Below are 15,802 nucleotides of genomic sequence, written 5' to 3'. Positions count from 1 at the left end.
CCTATTGCTGTTGCTGGGCTTGTTGATGAGCGGCCGAAGAGGGGAGGGGAGCCTCTTCCGCTTGAAGCTGTTCGGCGGCGGCTTGCACGGCTCGGACGATCTTGTCGTATCCGGTGCAGCGGCAAAGGTTGCCTGCCAGCGAGAAGCGAATTTCTTCTTCGGTCGGGTTCGGCTTCTTATCGAGGAGCGCTTTCGCGGCGACCAAGAAGCCCGGCGTACAGATGCCACATTGCAGTGCCGCCCCTTCGAGGAAGCATTGCTGCAATGGATGCAGTACACCTTTGTTGGCCAGGCCTTCGACGGTCGTTAGCTGCTTGCCTTCGACCTCAACCGCCAGGACCAGGCAACTGTTGACCGGCTCGCCATCCATTAAGACGGTGCATGCCCCGCAGTTGCCGTTGTTGCAGCCTTCTTTCGCTCCGGTCAGTTGCAGCGTGTCGCGTAAAACCTCCAACAAGCTTTGTCGTGGCTGACAAAGGAAGTCGTGCGATTGTCCGTTGATCGTGGTCGAGACCGCCACTTTTGCTGGGGAGTTGCCTGGCATCAAATTCACTTTCAGCTCATTAAACGTGCGGATGAGAGACAACCACTTCGCCGGTGGCGCGGCGGAGTGCCGTTTGCAAAGTTCGTTTCACCAACACCGAGGCAAGGTGTTTGCGAAATTCGATCGTGCCACGCATGTCGTTGATTGGCGTGGCGATCCTGGCGGCCTCTTGGGCGATCTGTTCGATCAACGCTTCTTCCGGCGTTTCACCAACGAGCATGTCGGCAGCATCACTGGCCAAAAGAGGCGTGGGGCCAACCGCACCCAGGGCGATGGTCGCGGTGGCGACCGTACCATCTTCCAGCAGTTCGATGTAAGAAGCCGCACTGGCAACAGCGATATCCATTTCATACCGGGGAATGAATCGCTGGTAGGCCGATCCGCTGATCGTGCCGACTTCGGGAATCGCGAGCCCCAGCAGTAACCCATTGCCTGCCAAGGCGTTCTTCCCAGGCCCAGTACAGAAATGACTGACCGGAATGTTCTGGTGGCCATCTTCGTTGATCACTTCCGCGACCGCGCCATGAACCATCAGCGAGGGAATCGAGTCGGCCGCCGGCGACGAATTGCAGAGGTTGCCGCCAATGGTCGCTCGCGATTGAATTTGCCAGCCACCAATGATCTGGGCCGAGTCACGCAGTGCGGCATACGGTTGGGTAATCGGGCTTCGTAGAAGCTGAGAGCAGGTCACGGCCGAGCCCAGATACAGCCCCTGCTTCGCATTGCCATCCAGTCGCGCGAGATCCTGGATCTGCTTGATGTCGATGACGTGGTCAGCATGACGCAGGTTTTCGCGAAGCTGCACCAAGATATCGGTGCCGCCGGCCAGCAAGACCGACTTTCCTTCCGACTCGGTAAGCAGTGCGACCGCCTCGGGAATCGTTCGAGGCGCATGATATGTGAACGATTGCACACGAACTCCGATTTCTATCAGCGTGAGTGGGGCGACATTGCGGGGCAGGCAGCCGCTGCAAAATGGGTTCGCCCCCAATATCGAGGCTCACTCTGACAGTGTCAAGCAATCGAAGTCGCTTGGGCTCCGGGCGTGAGACTACTCGTCGTCGTTCAATACGAATCGTGGCTTCGAATCTTCTGAGGATTCGAAACCATCGAAGGTGGAAACAGAATCATTCGAATGTTGATTCTCGGTCCGATAGTAATCGACGAACGACGTGTCTGGTTCTGGCATCGTATCGCTTTGAGCGAAACCCAATTCACAGGCCACGTCCAGAAATGCTCCCGATATCAAACGACCTGGCCCGAGGACCGCGTAGAAACAAAACAGCCACTGGTTGCAGTCGTCGGTGTAGGTAAGCGGATTGTTGATCATGCCCCCGCACCAACCCATGTTGTCGGTATTGGGCCGCGGAACCACAAAGAAGGCGAGCCCGGTATAGATCAACACGCAACCGGCAGCGACCGGAATGCGTTGCCAGCCGACGAGCGGGAGAAAGTGGTATGGCAACCAAAACAGAAACGCCGCGACGATCACTGCCGCGAAGGCTTTCACCAGAATCACCCCCCACGACCGCTGAGCGATGTACTGCGTGTTGACGTCGATACTGCCGACCTGGCGACTCGGATCTTTCCCGCTCCAGTATTCGTAGTAGTTGAACATCGGTCGATCGTTCTCGGCATCAATTCTGGAGGTGTTGGGGCCCGTTTTTTAAGCCTATGTCACGTTCCTAAATATGGCAGGCAGCAAATTATTGAGAGGATGTCTCAATCAGGGGGATCTGGGCAGTTTTGGAGCATTGCCTAAGGAAATTGGTTAGGGAGAACTGTACGATGAGTCGAGTTGTGCAAAGTCATTCGATTTTGCGGCTTCCTGTTTGACCTGCCTCTGCTGGAGATATTGTGATGAAGAAAGGTTTGCTCGTTGCGACCGGGCTACTGGCTGTCGTGTTGCTTGGCAACATTGCGATGGCTGATAAAGGGGAAGATTCCAAGTTCAGCACCGAAGAGATCATGAAGAAGGGCTTCAAGGGGGGCCTGATCGCCAAGGTTGCCAAGGGAGAAGCCGACGACGAAGAAAAGAAGTTGGCGATGGAAATGTTGGAATCGCTGGCCAAGAATCCACCGCACAAAGGCAGCGAAGAGAGCTGGAAGGAAAAGACCACCGCTCTGATCGAAGCCGCGAAAGCCACCATTGATGGCAAAGAAGGGGCTGGAGATAAGCTGAAGAAGGCTGCCAACTGCAAGACTTGCCACGACGTGCATAAATAAGCCGACCCCTTGGATAACTCCGAGAATAACGTAAAGGCCCGGGCGTCAAACGCCGCGGGCCTTTTATCGTTGGTTGCGAAGGTTTGGGATGTGCTGTAGCCTAAACTGTTTGAAAATTTCTCCCTAGCCTCGCTAATTTGTCCCCTTTAGGAAATAGTTCTCCATGAACCGTCTCTGGACTCTCGGATTTGTTCTGCTCGCCCTTCCGTTGTTCGTTGGCTGCCCCTCCAGCGCCCCGACCGACTCCCCCGAGGGCAAAGGTGGCAACACCTCGGCTGCGAAACCAGAAGCGGACGATGCGGAAGCGGTCGCTGCCTTGGAAAAGCTGGGTGGAGAGTTGACCAAAGATGCCAACGGCAACGTCATTCGCGCGGACCTCTCGAAGGTTCTGATCGAAGACGACAAGGTCTTCGAACCGGTCTCGAAGCTGAAGCAGCTTCAGGTCGTCAAGTTCTATGGGGCGGAAGTGACCGATCAGGTAACCGAGTACCTGAAGGAACTGACCGAACTGCGTGACGTTTCGTTCGAGAACACCGTCATCACCGATGCCGGTATCGAGAACCTGAAGGCGTCCAAAAACCTCGGCGCATTTGGTCTGCGTCGTACCAACATCTCGAACAAGTCGATGGCCACCATCGCCACCTTCCCCAAGACCCGTTATCTCGATATTCGCTACTGCAATATCGACGACGAAGGGATGAAGTCGATCGGCGAAATGAAGAACATGGAAGTGCTTCGAACCGAAGGCACGCTGATCAGCGACGAAGGTTTGTCGTATATTGCCGACCTGACCAAGATGCGTTTTCTGAATCTGCGTGACAAGAAGATCACCGACAAGGGTATGTCGTACCTGACCGGGATGAAGAATCTGGAAACGCTGGAACTGAACGAAGTGCCATGCACGGACGAAGGTCTGGCCCACATCAAAGATTGCACCAAGCTGAAGAAGCTACACTTGTTCCGCACCAAGGTGAGCGACGATGGCCTGCAGTACCTGAGCGGCATGACCGAAATGGTCGACTTGAAGCTGCGTCAGTCGGCCAAGATTCGTGGCTTGAAGATGGATGCCTTGAAGAACATGAAGAAGCTGAAGGATCTGGACGTCAGCGAAACCTCGTTCGTCGATGAAGGGGTCGCCACGGTTTCGACCTTCGAAAGCCTCGAATCGCTGAACCTCTGGAATACTTTCATCACCGACGCCGGGCTCGAGCCAATCAAGAACCTGAAGAACTTGAAGGAACTCGACCTGCAGAACTGTGCACTGACCGATGAAGGGGTGAAGTACCTGGAAGGCATGACCAGCCTGCAAAGCCTCTCGCTGAAGGAAAACAGCAGCATCAGTGACGAATCGATTCCGGTTCTGTTAACGCTGACCAATCTGAAGAAGCTGACACTGAACTTCACCCAGATCTACGACGACGGCGTCGAGAAGCTGAAGGAAGCCAATCCAAAGCTGGACGTTACGTTCTAAGCGAATCGGATCCTGCCAACAAAAAGAGGCCTCGGCATCGATTGCCGGGGCCTTTTTCATGCGCGGATGGATGTCGAACTAAAAGTTATTTGCCGCCACTTTTCTTGCGAAGCGTTCGCAAGGCACGATGGGCAATTCGCTGCGTATGGGGAGAATCGTATTCGGCCAGCCAGCGATCGCAAACCGATTGGACGAAGTCAGGTCGCGTCTTGCTGGCATCGTTCAGCCAGTTCGCGACCGAGTCTTGCACGTACTTCGATTCGTCGGTGCAACAGGTCTCGAGCAATGTTTCCGCGACTTCCGGACGCTGCTTCAGCTCGGTGATGTGCTTCGTCCACACACCGCATGGTCGCGAGAGCTCAATCGCAAAGCGTCGGGCGTAATGATGTTTTTGCTTCGCCCAGGGAACTAGCTTTTCGATCTGCGTAACGATCTCGTTCGCGGCTGGCAAGCGGACGCACATCCACGCGATCTCACGGACGCCCATGTTCGGATCGAGAGCGAACGGGCGGACTCGCTTCAGTCGCTTGCTGAATGTCATCCCCGCATCGGCTGCATCCATGTAAGCGGCCCAGTTTCGTAGCGTGTCGCTGGTGTGGCCAGCCAACTGCTGATAAACCACTTCCCGCCGATCGGCATCGGGCAAGGATTCGTGGAAGGCGATGCCTGTTTGCACGAGCCGCTGCATGACTCCTTCGTCCGCCAGTCGTTTGAGCGTGGCGGCGATTTGCTTGGCGGCGCGGTCGTCGAGATCCAGCGAAGGACGAACCGCGCGAAAGAGTTTGACGTGATCGACAATCAGAAACTCGACCAGATTGACCGTTTCGAGTTCGCCACGGTTAAGCGCTGTGACGACGTTCGACGGGATTTCGCTCCGTCGAACGGCACCTTTGCGGGATCGGAGTTGTTCCAGGTCGACCACGTTGGCGATTGCCCGAGTTAGCTGGCGACGGTCGAATCGAAGACGCGGACCGATTCCCAGGATTCTTTATTCTCTTCGATGAACTGCACGTGGCGTTCGGCGACCTGGTAAGCGTTTTGCGATTCCAGCGAATCAAAAACGACGTGCAGCGCCACCTGGAAGGCACGATCGTTGACTGGACGATCGAGTTCTTCGGTAAGTACGCCAGCGGCAAAGAAGACGCAGCCGGGGTGACCCGAAAGATACTTGTGACAAGCTTCGACCATCTTCTGCTGGGCTTCTGGCGACTTGTCTTTAAGCGTGAAGTAAACGTTGTGGGCGATTTGCGTCAGATTTTCCATGGCAGGCTATCGTCTTCCAAGGGCATGTTTGGTGGGTTCCATTGAAGCAGTGCAATTTAACCAGACACCCTCCGCCCCACAACGCAGGGGCACGAAAAAGGCCACGGCGGGTGACCGTGGCCTTTCGAGTTTGTTGGTGGAATCAACGACTGCATTAGTCGGAGCGACGCCGCGCGTTACCAATGCCGGCCCGTTCCAACAGTGACTTGCCGAGGATTTCTTCGGTCATGTCAGTTTCAGACGGTGGTGGTCCGGTCGCACCCAAATCGATTGGGTCGTAATGCAGTTCGTATTCGTGCTTGGCAATGGCAATGATCTTGCCGGGATCGATCCGCTTGTCGGTATCGGTCACGCGCTTGCCGTTCACTTTCGTGCCATTGCGGCTGTTCTGATCTTCGACAAACCAGTAACCCTGCTTCACGTAGAGCTGACAGTGGTTGCTCGATACGTTGGCGAAGCGAAGAACCACATCATTGGTTTCGCGACGACCCACTAAAAGTGTCTTCTTAAGCAGAGGAATGGGATCTCCCCCGCCGACGGGGACCAGCTCCCCAAATTTCTGGGACATTACAAGTGCCTCGTTCCGTAGTGCCTAGATGATAAGCCTAATATCGATAAGAATAGGGCATGATCCACTGTACCAATTCCTTAACATCAGTCAACACGCATCAGTAGAGGTTGATTTGTCCGCGACGGTCGACAACGGATGGCGCGAAGCCGGGCTCCGATATTATGCCTATAGCTGGTATCTGAGGCAGCGTTTTGGCGAACGAATCCAGAAGGTAAGCCTCGACGCCAAGTTCACCTGTCCGAACGTGGATGGCACGGTCGCGAAGGGGGGCTGCACGTTCTGTGATAATCGCAGCTTTAGCCCAAGCCGCCGCGAGCCAATCCGTGATGTGACGGATCAGTTGGAAAACGGCATGATGCGATTGAAGCGTCGCTACAAAGTCGAACGCTTCATTGCCTACTTTCAGCCAGCGACCAATACCTATGCGGCAGTCGATCGACTGCGTCCTCTCTACGATCAGGCAATCGATCACGACAAGGTGGTCGGGCTGAGCATTGGTACCCGGCCAGACTGTGTCGGTCCTGACGTGATGGACTTACTGGAAGAGTTCGCCGGGCGGACCTATCTGACGGTCGAGTACGGCATGCAAACGATTCACGATCGCTCGCTCGACTGGATGAATCGTGGCCATCATCACGATGCCACCGTCGACGCGATCGAACGAAGCCGTGGCCGGGGATTCGAGATCTGTCTGCACGTAATCCTGGGTTTACCGGGCGAAACGCACGAAGACATGATGGCGACCGCCGCCGAAGTTGCTCGGCTGAACATCGATGCGGTGAAGATCCACAACTTGTACTGCGTTAAGAATACGAAGATGGCCGATCAGGTCGCTTCGGGCGAAGTGGTGTTGATGGAGCGGCAAGATTACATCAACACGCTGGTCGATTTCCTCGAACGCATTCCGGCGAACGTGCTGGTCGAACGAACAATCGGCGATGCCCCGCCAGACTATTTTGTGGGGCCAAGCTGGTGTCTCGATAAGTCGGCCGTGCTTAGGGCGATCGACGACGAGCTGGTCCGCCGCGATACCTGGCAAGGGAAATTCTGCCCGACCGCTTGAGGCGGATTCGAGGGAACGCCGACGCTTCGATCGGCGCATAAAAGAAGCCCGAGTGGATCGGTAAGCCGGGTTCTGTCCCGCAAAAAGCGGGGATAGCCATTCCTCTAGGACGACGATTGCTCGGCGTCTCAAGCAGCGTACCCGGCGGAAGTGACGGGCCGGACGAGCCCGTGGAAGTCTGTTGCCAGACCCCGTTCCGCCTGTTTGCCTTGCTCCGGGTGGGGTTTACCAAGCCAACCAGGTCACCCTGGCTGCTGGTGCGCTCTTACCGCACCTTTTCACCCTTACCGGCCCCCAAGGGGACTTAGGCGGTATGTTTTCTGTGGCACTTTCCCTAATCTCACGACCGGTCGACGTTATCGACCACCCTGTCCTGTGGAGCCCGGACTTTCCTCCCGCTGGTGGTGTAACACCCTCAGCCGGCGACTATCTGATCCACTTGGGCAATGGTTAAGCATAGGTGAACCGTCCCGGATTGGATACGTACCCCTGAAAGGAGGCGTTCACCTTATGGTGGGGATTGGGGGAAAAAGTTCCCCCATCTCGCGAAAATACCCGCGAAACTATTTTCCAAGTTCACTAGAATGAAGACTTCGGACCCACCTCTTTCTTCCTCCTTTTCTCGGGACCTATAGCACGATGCGCTTCCGCCTGCCTTTGCTGGGGCTTTGTTGCCTCTTTCTGTTTGCCATGTCGGTAACTGCTGTCTCTGCTGAAGACCAACTGTTTGAGCTGCGGACTTACGTTACCAACGAAGGCAAGCTCGAGAACCTGCATACCCGTTTCCGCGATCACACCGTCGGTCTGTTTGCCAAGCATGGCATCAAGAACCTGATTTACTGGGTTCCGGTCGATGGCGAAGGGGCGGACAACACGCTCGTTTACATCATCTCGCACGAAGATAAAGAGGCCGCGCAGGCCAGTTGGAAAGGCTTCCGCGAAGATGCTGAGTGGCAGAAGGTCGCCGCTGAATCGGAAAAGGATGGCAAGATCCTGTCGGCACGTCCCGATGCGGTCTATATGACTGCGACCGACTTCTCGCCGCAGAACTTCGAGTCGACCGAAGAACCGCGTCTGTTCGAGCTGCGTAAGTACACCACCGCGGAAGGTCGCCTACCAGCCCTCCTCCAGCGTTTCCGCGATGGCGAGCTGAAGCTGTTCGAGAAACAGGGAATGACCAACATCGCTTATTTTGTCCCGGTCGATATGCCGAATACGTTGATTTATGTGGTCGCCCATAAAGATGCCGACGCGATGAAGAAATCGTGGGACGGTTTCCGAGCCGACGAAGAGTGGCAACAATTATGGGAGAAATCGACGAAGGATGGCAAAATCGTGATCAAGGTCGAAAGCCAGGTCCTGCGTCCGGTCGATTATTCCCCAACGAAATAAAAGGCAAGGCATCCACCGAATCAGGGTGGATAGGTCAGGAAGTCGCCTGACAGAAGGTCAGATCGAACTAGTAGCGTCTTATCTTAGGGGGTATCAGGTTAATCCCTGACCTGTCACAGCGAAGGTTCGCAAGCGGATGAAAATTGGATTTCGCTGCCGGCATTGCCATCAGAAGCTGACAATCTCAGCCTCTGCCGCGGGTACTCGACAAAAGTGTCCGCGCTGCCTGGAAGAACTTGTCGTCCCAACGCCTCCGGCCCAGCCCAATCCCGACCCCGTTGGGGCGACGCAGCACCGCGATTCCTTGAAGGACTCGACTTCCTCGTCCGAAAACTGGAAGTCTCCGGTTCAACGTTCGCTGCGGCTTCCTTCGCAGCGGGCCGAACACTTCGAGCGAACTTCGCCGCTGCATGCCCCGGAATTCCCAGCCGATGGTCTGCGGATTCTGAAGGCGTTCGGTCGACCGATTGAAAAGACCGAGCCGACGTGGGCTTACAAAATTGCCGTCGCGATCGTCGCGCTGGTGATGATCACGCTGCCGATGATCTACTTCCTGTTCGTCGGCAGTATCTGCTATGCGACCTATTGGTATTACGCCCATGCCCAGTACCAGCTGTTTCCCACCATGGTCGGGCCGCTCCCTTACTTCGTCGGTTCGGCGATTGGGGTGATTAGCTGCGTGGTGGTCTTCTTCCTGCTGAAACCGATCTTTGCCGCACCGGCGAATGTCGCTCGCACGCGAAGCATCACGCCGCAAAGCGATCCAATGTTATTCGCCTTCGTCTCTCGCGTGTGTGACGTGGTCGGTTCGCCGTTCCCGACACGAATCGATGTGACCTACGACGTCAACGCTTCCGCGAGTTTCCGTTCCGGGCTCTCGAGTTTGCTGCGCGGCAATGACCTGGTGCTGACGATCGGGGTGCCGCTGGTCGGCGCATTGACGATGCGTCAATTTGCAGGCGTGCTGGCCCACGAGTTCGGGCACTTCAGCCAGGGAACCGGCATGCGGCTGACCTTTATCATACGCGCCATCAACGACTGGTTCGCACGTGTCGTGTTTGAACGCGATCAGTGGGATAAATCTCTCGACATGCTGTGCGGCCCTGAATTTCTGCCGTTGGCGGTGATTACCTGGCCGGCCCGATCTTGCGTTTGGCTTTCGCGGCAGCTGCTGCGGTTGTTGATGAACATTGGGCGGTTGGTGGGTGGTTTTCTGCTGCGAGAGATGGAATACGATGCCGACCGTTACGAAGCTCGCGTGGCTGGAAGCGACGAGTTTGCCAGGACCAGTTGGCGAATTCAATTGGCCGGATATGCCTGGCTGCACGCCCAGTCGCAGATCTCGCAGTTGGCCGAACGTGACATCTTGATCGACGATGTCGCACTGCTGGTTCGTCACCACATCGCCAGCATGTCGGATGCGATCATCGAACAGATTCAAAAAGAAACCACCTCCGGGCGGAGCGGTCTGTTTGACTCGCATCCTTGCGAATCGGCTCGCTTCCAGAATGCCGCCCGCGAGAACGCGCCAGGGATCTTCACGCTGGACGAAGATGCCAAAAATCTCTTTGCCGACTTCGAGTCGATGGCCAAGAATGTGACTTGGGATTTGTACTGCCAGTATCTGCGCCGGACCGTGAAGCGGAACACGCTGCAAGATACGCAGTCGGTCTTAATGCGGTATCGCATTGGTGTCGGAACGGTTCGTCCCTGGAACGAACCCGACTACTATTAGACCTGCAAGTCGCCTACAATCCAGGCTCGGTTGAGGTGGCGCGATGTGCTCCTCTTGTTTCATAAACTAGAGATCACGATCACGAGTCAGGCATGGCCTCGAAAGCACATCCGGTTAAGCTACCGATCATCGGGTGGCGCGAGTGGGTTCAGCTTCCCCAGTTGGGGATCGCCAAGATCAAAGCGAAGATTGACACCGGTGCCCGGTCGTCGTCGCTGCACGCATTCGATCTGAAGTATGAGCAACGCGATGGACAGGATTGGGTCCGCTTTAAAGTCCATCCTCGCCAACGCAGTTCTTCTGGCCCGATCGTTGCCGAAGCAGCGGTCCTCGAGTTCCGCAAGGTCCGCAGCTCGAACGGCCAGGTCACCAAGCGTCCAGTTATATTGACGAATGTCGATATCTTGGGCGGAATCTGGCAAATTGAGATAACTCTGGCCAATCGCGACGCTATGGGCTTCCGGATGCTGCTGGGGCGTGAAGCGATTCGAGGCCGGTTGCTGGTCGACTCTGGGGCTTCGTTCCTCTCGGGCGTCCCTAAGCGATTGAAGATTGCCCGTAATTCCAAGGTCTTACCTGGAAAAACGACGTCCACGCAGCCGCAGCAGGATGCCACCTAGCAATTCGGTTGCCTCACGTCAAAATGTCTTTACGATGACGCCAACGGGGAGACGGCTCCCTTGCGTCTGGCCGCCTCACCGCGGTGTCTTAATAAATACCTGTCGAGATGGAAACGCGACGTAATGAAGTTAGGAATTCTTTCCTGCAATCGGTTTTGCTACAGCACTCGTCGATTGCGCGATGCCGCGGCCGAACGTGGGCACGAAGTTAAAGTGCTTAACACGCTTAAATTCGCGATCGATCTCGAGAAGGGTGAGCCCGATCTTTACTTTCGGTCGAAGCAACTCACCCCGTACGACGCCGTTCTCCCCCGAATCGGCGCGTCGATTACCTATTTCGGCACGGCCGTGGTGCGGCAGTTCGAGCAAATGGATGTCTTTCCGGCCAACAGCTCGTCAGGCATCACCAACTCGCGCGACAAGCTCCGCAGCCTGCAGATCCTCAGCCGCCATCATATTGGCATCCCGCAGACCACTTTCGTTCGCGATCGGGCCGACATTCTTCCGGCAATCGAACGCGTGGGTGGTGCACCGGTCGTGATTAAATTGATTGAAGGGACCCAGGGGGTTGGCGTGATCCTGGCCGATTCGGTCAAGATTGCCGAAGCGATCATCGAAACCCTGCATAGCACGCGTCAAAACGTGCTGGTGCAGAAGTTTGTCTCCGAAAGCCGTGGCCGTGACGTGCGAGCCTTCGTCGTCGGCGATCAGGTCGTCGCTGCGATGCGCCGCGTTGCCCAAGGAACCGAGTTCCGCAGTAACGTTCACCGTGGTGGTACCACCGAACCAGTCGAGCTGGACGAACGCTACCGAGAAACAGCCGTCCGCGCCGCCCAGATCATGGGACTTCGCGTTGCTGGCGTCGATATGCTGGAAAGCGAAAGCGGGCCGCAGGTAATGGAAGTGAATTCTTCCCCTGGTCTGGAAGGGATCGAACGCTGCACCAAGCTCGATATTGCCGGTGCGATCGTCGATTACATCGCCGCTCAGGTCGACTTCCCTGAAATCGACATCCGTCAGCGCCTGACAGTTAGCCGAGGCTACGGCGTGACTGAACTGCGTATCCCGGAAGGCTCAGAGTATTGCGGTAAGACCATCGACGAATCAGGTCTGCCTGATCTCGATATCAACGTGCTAACGCTCTACCGTGGGACCTCGGTGATTCCGAACCCACGCCTCAAGCGAACCCTCGAACCGGGAGACCGTCTGCTCTGCTTCGGCAAGCTCGACGCGATGCGCGGCATGATCCCAGAAAAGGTGATCAAGCAGCGTCGCCCGAAGGTGAAGAAGTTGACCGACTCGGCACTGGGCAAACCTTAATCGCTTGAGCGATCCCGGTCATTCAAAGCCCGTCCGGCAAATTGCCAGGCGGGCTTTTTCATGCGCGGAAGCGATCTTCCATGGGTGCGATCCGCGCACAAAAAAAGCCGCAAACCAAATTGGTTTGCGGCTTTTCAAGTGGAGGATAACGGGATCGAACCGATGACCTCTTGCATGCCATGCAAGCGCTCTCCCAGCTGAGCTAATCCCCCGTACTGGGTCGTTATCTTGGGGCTTTTACGACCCGCAACAACGTTTAGTTTACCTTATCGGCCTCAGGGGCCGTCAAGTAAAGGGTTAAAATTACCAATCCCCGCGAAGGGTGTCAATGACTGGTCGCGGAACTTTTTACTAAGTTACACTACACCTACGATTTCCGCCCGATTACGTGCGGGCATCAGTATCGCTAAGGGGGCGACCCTCACCTTTAAGCTTCTAAGGAAACGCGTGAAAAAGCATCTGTTGACTCTTCTGCGGATCCTCGTGCCGGCGGCCATTCTGGTCTATTTGATTTGGACTATTGCTAGGGACCCTGAAAACGTCGAAGCGGTTCGCCAGATTTTCAGTTCACGAACTCGCTGGGGAATGGTAGCGATTGCGTTTGGCTTCGCCTTGAGTGCACTGTCGCTCACGTTCATTCGTTGGTATCTGCTGGTGATCTCGGTCGGCATTCCTTTCCATTTGAAAGATGCGTTCCGGCTTGGCTTCCTAGGCTATCTGCTCAATTTCGTTGGGCTCGGTGGCGTGGGGGGCGACCTGTTCAAAGGGTACATGCTCGCCAAAGACAATCCCGAGAAACGCCCCGAAGCAGTCTCGACAATCGTCATGGATCGTCTGATCGGGCTGTACGCGCTTTTCGTGGTTACGTCGGCTGCGGCATCGAGCCTTGACCTGGAAACCGCCAAGCCTGCCATTCGCACGATGGCCTACGTCGTCCACTCGGTGTCGATCGCGGGTTTGGTGGTAATGTCGTTGGCGTTATTGCCAGGCTTCGCGAAGGGATCGATCCGTGATTTCCTTGAGGCGATCCCGAAGGTCGGGCATATTTTCAAACGGATCTTTGCATCGGTTCGAATGTACCGCCGCTATCCCCGATATCTGGTAGTGATCGCCGTGCTGAGCCTGGGCGTGCATTCGCTTTTTTCGGTGGCGGCCTACTTTCTGGCGTCAGGCTTGTTCGAGCATCATCCGACGCTGCTCGAAATGATCGTGATCACGCCACTCGCGATGGTGTTCGCGGCGATTCCTCTTTCCCCAGGCGGGATGGGAACGCTCGAACTGGCGATCACCGAGCTGTACGTGACCGTTCCAGAAGAAGAGATGTCGAAGGCGAGTGCGATTACCGTGGCACTTGGCTTTCGGGCATTGACGATCGGCCTGGCGTTTATCGGGGCCGTGTTCTATTGGACCAATCGTGCTTCGGTCGATCGATCGATGGCAGAGGCTACCGCTGAAGAGGAGAACCTGGAGCACCTGGCTGAGACAGCGGGCGAGGAGTTCGAGCCGTCTGAGGAGCCTGAGGCTCGCTAATCGGCTTGCCGTCAATTTCGATCTTGGCGTCTTTCTGGAAAGTCGCTGGTGCGGTGTTATCGAGTAGCGTGCAGTCGATGACGGTTGTCGTCGAGAAGCCTTCGCCACGGAGCTGCACGGTTCCGTTGTCACCCAGAAGCGACTTGGAAATCGTGGCCCGCGAGGCACCGCCGACCGAAACACCACTGCGGCCGTTACCGCGCGAGGTGACCGCGATCAGGTCGGTGTGGTAGCAGTTGCTGTGGACGTTGATGCCATCGAGCTGAAAGCCTTGGACAGTCAGATCGACGATCTTCACGTGCCGCACTTCATAAAGTGTGATGCCGGTTCGCTGGGCCGAGTAAGTCAGGTTGTAACTGCCAGGACCATGGTCCTTTTCCGCGCGAAAGAAGATCATGCCATCGACCAGACTCCACTGCAACGGCTGGAGCTTGATGATGTCCGCCACGTTATCAATCTGGGCACGTTCGGCCGGTCGGTCTTCGATGTAAAGCTGCTGGTACGACTTATAGGTCGGAGCAAAACAATAGATGTCGCCGGTCGCATGCTTCCAGCCGTCGAGGGGAATGTTCGCTCGGCCATCGAGAACCGCACCGTTGCCTTCAATGATGAAGGGAAGATACTGCAGGCCGCTATTGTTGGCACCTTGCAGCGTGATCGATTCGCGATACGGAACGCCGGTGTTTTTCAGAACTATGCGATCCCCTTTAAGGGCAATTCGCAGGGCCTTAGCGATCGTGAAGATGGGACCGGTGCTTCCTTCCTTCAAGGCGGCAGCATTACCGGTGTTACGATCATCTCCGCTGATATTGTCCACGAAGATGTCGGCACACCACGCTGGGCTGGCGAAAAGGATAGTCATCAAGGCGAACGCGATATGACGCATGGAAGTCCACTCAGTCGATTTATTCGTCACAATTGAACCAGTTTCACACGACCCATCATGCCGTGGTGACCGTGTGATTTCCACCCGGGAAAACTGGTTAAAACCAAATTCTCAGGCCCGAAAGGAATCCATCCAATTCGATGCCCTCCAAGTTGGTGTATTGATACCCCGCGAACACTTCCGCCCGTTTCCACTGCAGACCAAGGGTGGTGCGAAAGCGAAACAGGTCAGCCGAACCCACTTTGCCCAGATCGAATTCTGTCGACCAGATCCAAGGCTTGCCCAGGTAGGCATCGTATCCGCCGGTAAAGTTGAGCCCGTATTCCGAGCCGTGTCGGTCGTGCAGGTAATTGGCCCCCAGCCCGAAACGAAGCTGGTTGTGATAACCCTGACCGAACCGGTACATCAAGTTGATATCGCCCATCGACAGTTGATCGGTGCCGCCTGCCGATAGGTTCTCGAAGTATTCGTCCCACTGCATATCGAGGCCCCATTTCGAGGTCCCTTCGACCAGCAGCTTTGTGCCGATCCGCGTCAGGTCTTGGAAGTCGTTGCCATGTTCGACCGAGGCGCGAATCGAGGATGTCTTTCCTATGCCGTACCACTCGTCGCCCATCAGCATGTAGCCAAACTCGTGCTGGTAGGGGTAGTCGGAAAAGTAGCCAGGCAGTGCGATGATCTCTTGGCTGACGGTGGGCCCGGTCTGGGTGGTATAGACCGTGGTTGTCCGTTTCGGAATAAACGAGCTGAGGATTGCAGCGAATGCGGCCTCGGCCAGGGCGTCGCCGAACGAATCGTCGTCGTCGCAATCGTCATCGTAATGGTGGTGTTTTTTCTTCTTTTTGGGTTTCGGCGGATCGGGATCGTCAGCTCGGCTCTCGCTCGAGGCAGCCGATAGCAATCCTTGGCCCAGGGCGAAATCTGGACTGGTGGTCCATGCCACGATCGTCACGATCAGGCAGAAAGCCAGCGTCTTCGCCATGTGTGGTGTCCTTTGCTGATAAGGATCGAAAGCCAAGATTTCTCGTGCGAAACCGGCCAAACAGCAGCGCACGGGGGGCAAAACCTGAACCGCGGCAACATTACGAAGCCCCCGAAGATGGGTCAAGGTGAATTCAACCCTTGGTTTGCCAGCATGCCCTGGTAGCACCGGCGGCCTTTCGCAGTAGGATAGATGGGGT

The 15,802-nt window shown here is 56.0% G+C and carries 16 protein-coding genes, 1 tRNA gene and 1 other RNA gene; 8 read left to right on the top strand and 10 right to left on the bottom strand.

Translation table 11 applies throughout. The features are described 5' to 3' along the window. Position 1 precedes the first annotated feature (1 nt). The 3 genes from ABD890_RS21480 to ABD890_RS21470 all read right to left on the bottom strand — a co-directional run bounded on the left by ABD890_RS21480 (position 2) and on the right by ABD890_RS21470 (position 2,162). The gene (locus tag ABD890_RS21480) at positions 2-544 is read right to left on the bottom strand and encodes a (2Fe-2S)-binding protein (RefSeq protein WP_345094418.1); all 543 of its coding nucleotides are present in this window, start codon (positions 542-544) and stop codon (positions 2-4) included. A gap of 19 nt (positions 545-563) precedes the next feature. Beyond that, positions 564-1,457, bottom strand: a complete 894-nt coding sequence (locus ABD890_RS21475; RefSeq protein WP_345094416.1) for an FAD binding domain-containing protein — start codon at positions 1,455-1,457, stop codon at positions 564-566. 138 nt (positions 1,458-1,595) lie between these two features. Continuing rightward, positions 1,596-2,162, bottom strand: coding sequence for a hypothetical protein (locus tag ABD890_RS21470; RefSeq protein ID WP_345094414.1), 567 nt, complete (start codon positions 2,160-2,162; stop codon positions 1,596-1,598). A gap of 242 nt (positions 2,163-2,404) precedes the next feature. Between ABD890_RS21470 and ABD890_RS21465 the strand changes: the two genes are divergently transcribed. Further along, the gene (locus ABD890_RS21465) at positions 2,405-2,770 is read left to right on the top strand and encodes a hypothetical protein (protein ID WP_345094412.1); all 366 of its coding nucleotides are present in this window, start codon (positions 2,405-2,407) and stop codon (positions 2,768-2,770) included. Between the two features lie 163 nt (positions 2,771-2,933). Continuing rightward, positions 2,934-4,241, top strand: coding sequence for a leucine-rich repeat domain-containing protein (locus tag ABD890_RS21460; RefSeq protein ID WP_345094410.1), 1,308 nt, complete (start codon positions 2,934-2,936; stop codon positions 4,239-4,241). Between the two features lie 85 nt (positions 4,242-4,326). On the opposite strand, the gene ABD890_RS21455 is transcribed toward ABD890_RS21460, so the two are convergent. The 3 genes from ABD890_RS21455 to ABD890_RS21445 form a co-directional block, all read right to left on the bottom strand. Beyond that, positions 4,327-5,163, bottom strand: coding sequence for a DNA alkylation repair protein (locus ABD890_RS21455; protein ID WP_345094408.1), 837 nt, complete (start codon positions 5,161-5,163; stop codon positions 4,327-4,329). 17 nt (positions 5,164-5,180) lie between these two features. After that, entirely contained in the window at positions 5,181-5,504 is a 324-nt protein-coding gene (locus ABD890_RS21450; protein WP_345094406.1) for a Dabb family protein, read from the bottom strand. Positions 5,505-5,658: 154 nt separating this feature from the next. Further along, positions 5,659-6,072, bottom strand: a complete 414-nt coding sequence (locus ABD890_RS21445; RefSeq protein ID WP_345094404.1) for an FHA domain-containing protein — start codon at positions 6,070-6,072, stop codon at positions 5,659-5,661. A gap of 115 nt (positions 6,073-6,187) precedes the next feature. Between ABD890_RS21445 and mnmL the strand changes: the two genes are divergently transcribed. Further along, positions 6,188-7,138 carry a tRNA modification radical SAM protein MnmL/YtqA gene (gene mnmL, locus ABD890_RS21440; protein WP_345094402.1) on the top strand — a complete coding sequence of 317 codons (951 nt, stop codon included), beginning with the start codon at positions 6,188-6,190 and terminating at the stop codon, positions 7,136-7,138. Between the two features lie 45 nt (positions 7,139-7,183). On the opposite strand, the gene rnpB is transcribed toward mnmL, so the two are convergent. Next, positions 7,184-7,580: RNase P RNA component class A (rnpB, locus tag ABD890_RS21435), an RNA gene on the bottom strand. A 197-nt stretch (positions 7,581-7,777) separates the two neighbouring features. Here rnpB and ABD890_RS21430 point away from each other — a divergent pair. From ABD890_RS21430 to ABD890_RS21415, 4 genes are all read left to right on the top strand, one after another. After that, positions 7,778-8,530 carry an NIPSNAP family protein gene (locus tag ABD890_RS21430; RefSeq protein WP_345094399.1) on the top strand — a complete coding sequence of 251 codons (753 nt, stop codon included), beginning with the start codon at positions 7,778-7,780 and terminating at the stop codon, positions 8,528-8,530. Positions 8,531-8,666: 136 nt separating this feature from the next. After that, the gene (locus ABD890_RS21425) at positions 8,667-10,265 is read left to right on the top strand and encodes a M48 family metalloprotease (protein ID WP_345094398.1); all 1,599 of its coding nucleotides are present in this window, start codon (positions 8,667-8,669) and stop codon (positions 10,263-10,265) included. A 92-nt stretch (positions 10,266-10,357) separates the two neighbouring features. Beyond that, complete coding sequence (locus tag ABD890_RS21420; protein WP_345094396.1) at positions 10,358-10,885, top strand: ATP-dependent zinc protease family protein; 528 nt, start codon at positions 10,358-10,360, stop codon at positions 10,883-10,885. Between the two features lie 123 nt (positions 10,886-11,008). Continuing rightward, positions 11,009-12,205, top strand: coding sequence for a RimK family alpha-L-glutamate ligase (locus tag ABD890_RS21415; protein WP_345094394.1), 1,197 nt, complete (start codon positions 11,009-11,011; stop codon positions 12,203-12,205). 139 nt (positions 12,206-12,344) lie between these two features. On the opposite strand, the gene ABD890_RS21410 is transcribed toward ABD890_RS21415, so the two are convergent. Next, positions 12,345-12,417 (bottom strand) — tRNA-Ala (locus tag ABD890_RS21410). 235 nt (positions 12,418-12,652) lie between these two features. On the opposite strand from ABD890_RS21410, the gene ABD890_RS21405 reads away from it, so the two are divergent. Next, positions 12,653-13,735: a lysylphosphatidylglycerol synthase transmembrane domain-containing protein gene (locus tag ABD890_RS21405; protein WP_345094392.1), complete on the top strand. Its 1,083-nt coding sequence runs from the start codon at positions 12,653-12,655 to the stop codon at positions 13,733-13,735. Here ABD890_RS21405 and ABD890_RS21400 read toward each other — a convergent pair. Together ABD890_RS21400 and ABD890_RS21395 are read right to left on the bottom strand one after the other, a co-directional pair. Then, positions 13,650-14,621, bottom strand: coding sequence for a right-handed parallel beta-helix repeat-containing protein (locus ABD890_RS21400; RefSeq protein WP_345094390.1), 972 nt, complete (start codon positions 14,619-14,621; stop codon positions 13,650-13,652). The genes ABD890_RS21405 and ABD890_RS21400 overlap by 86 nt on opposite strands. 97 nt (positions 14,622-14,718) lie before the next feature. After that, entirely contained in the window at positions 14,719-15,603 is an 885-nt protein-coding gene (locus tag ABD890_RS21395; protein ID WP_345094388.1) for a hypothetical protein, read from the bottom strand. Positions 15,604-15,802: the final 199 nt, after the last annotated feature.

This window comes from Bremerella cremea (genome assembly GCF_039541315.1).
Taxonomy (GTDB): Bacteria; Planctomycetota; Planctomycetia; order Pirellulales; family Pirellulaceae; genus Bremerella; species Bremerella cremea.
The sequence above is the reverse complement of the archived record's forward strand: the minus strand, read 5'-3'. Positions and strand labels throughout refer to the sequence as shown.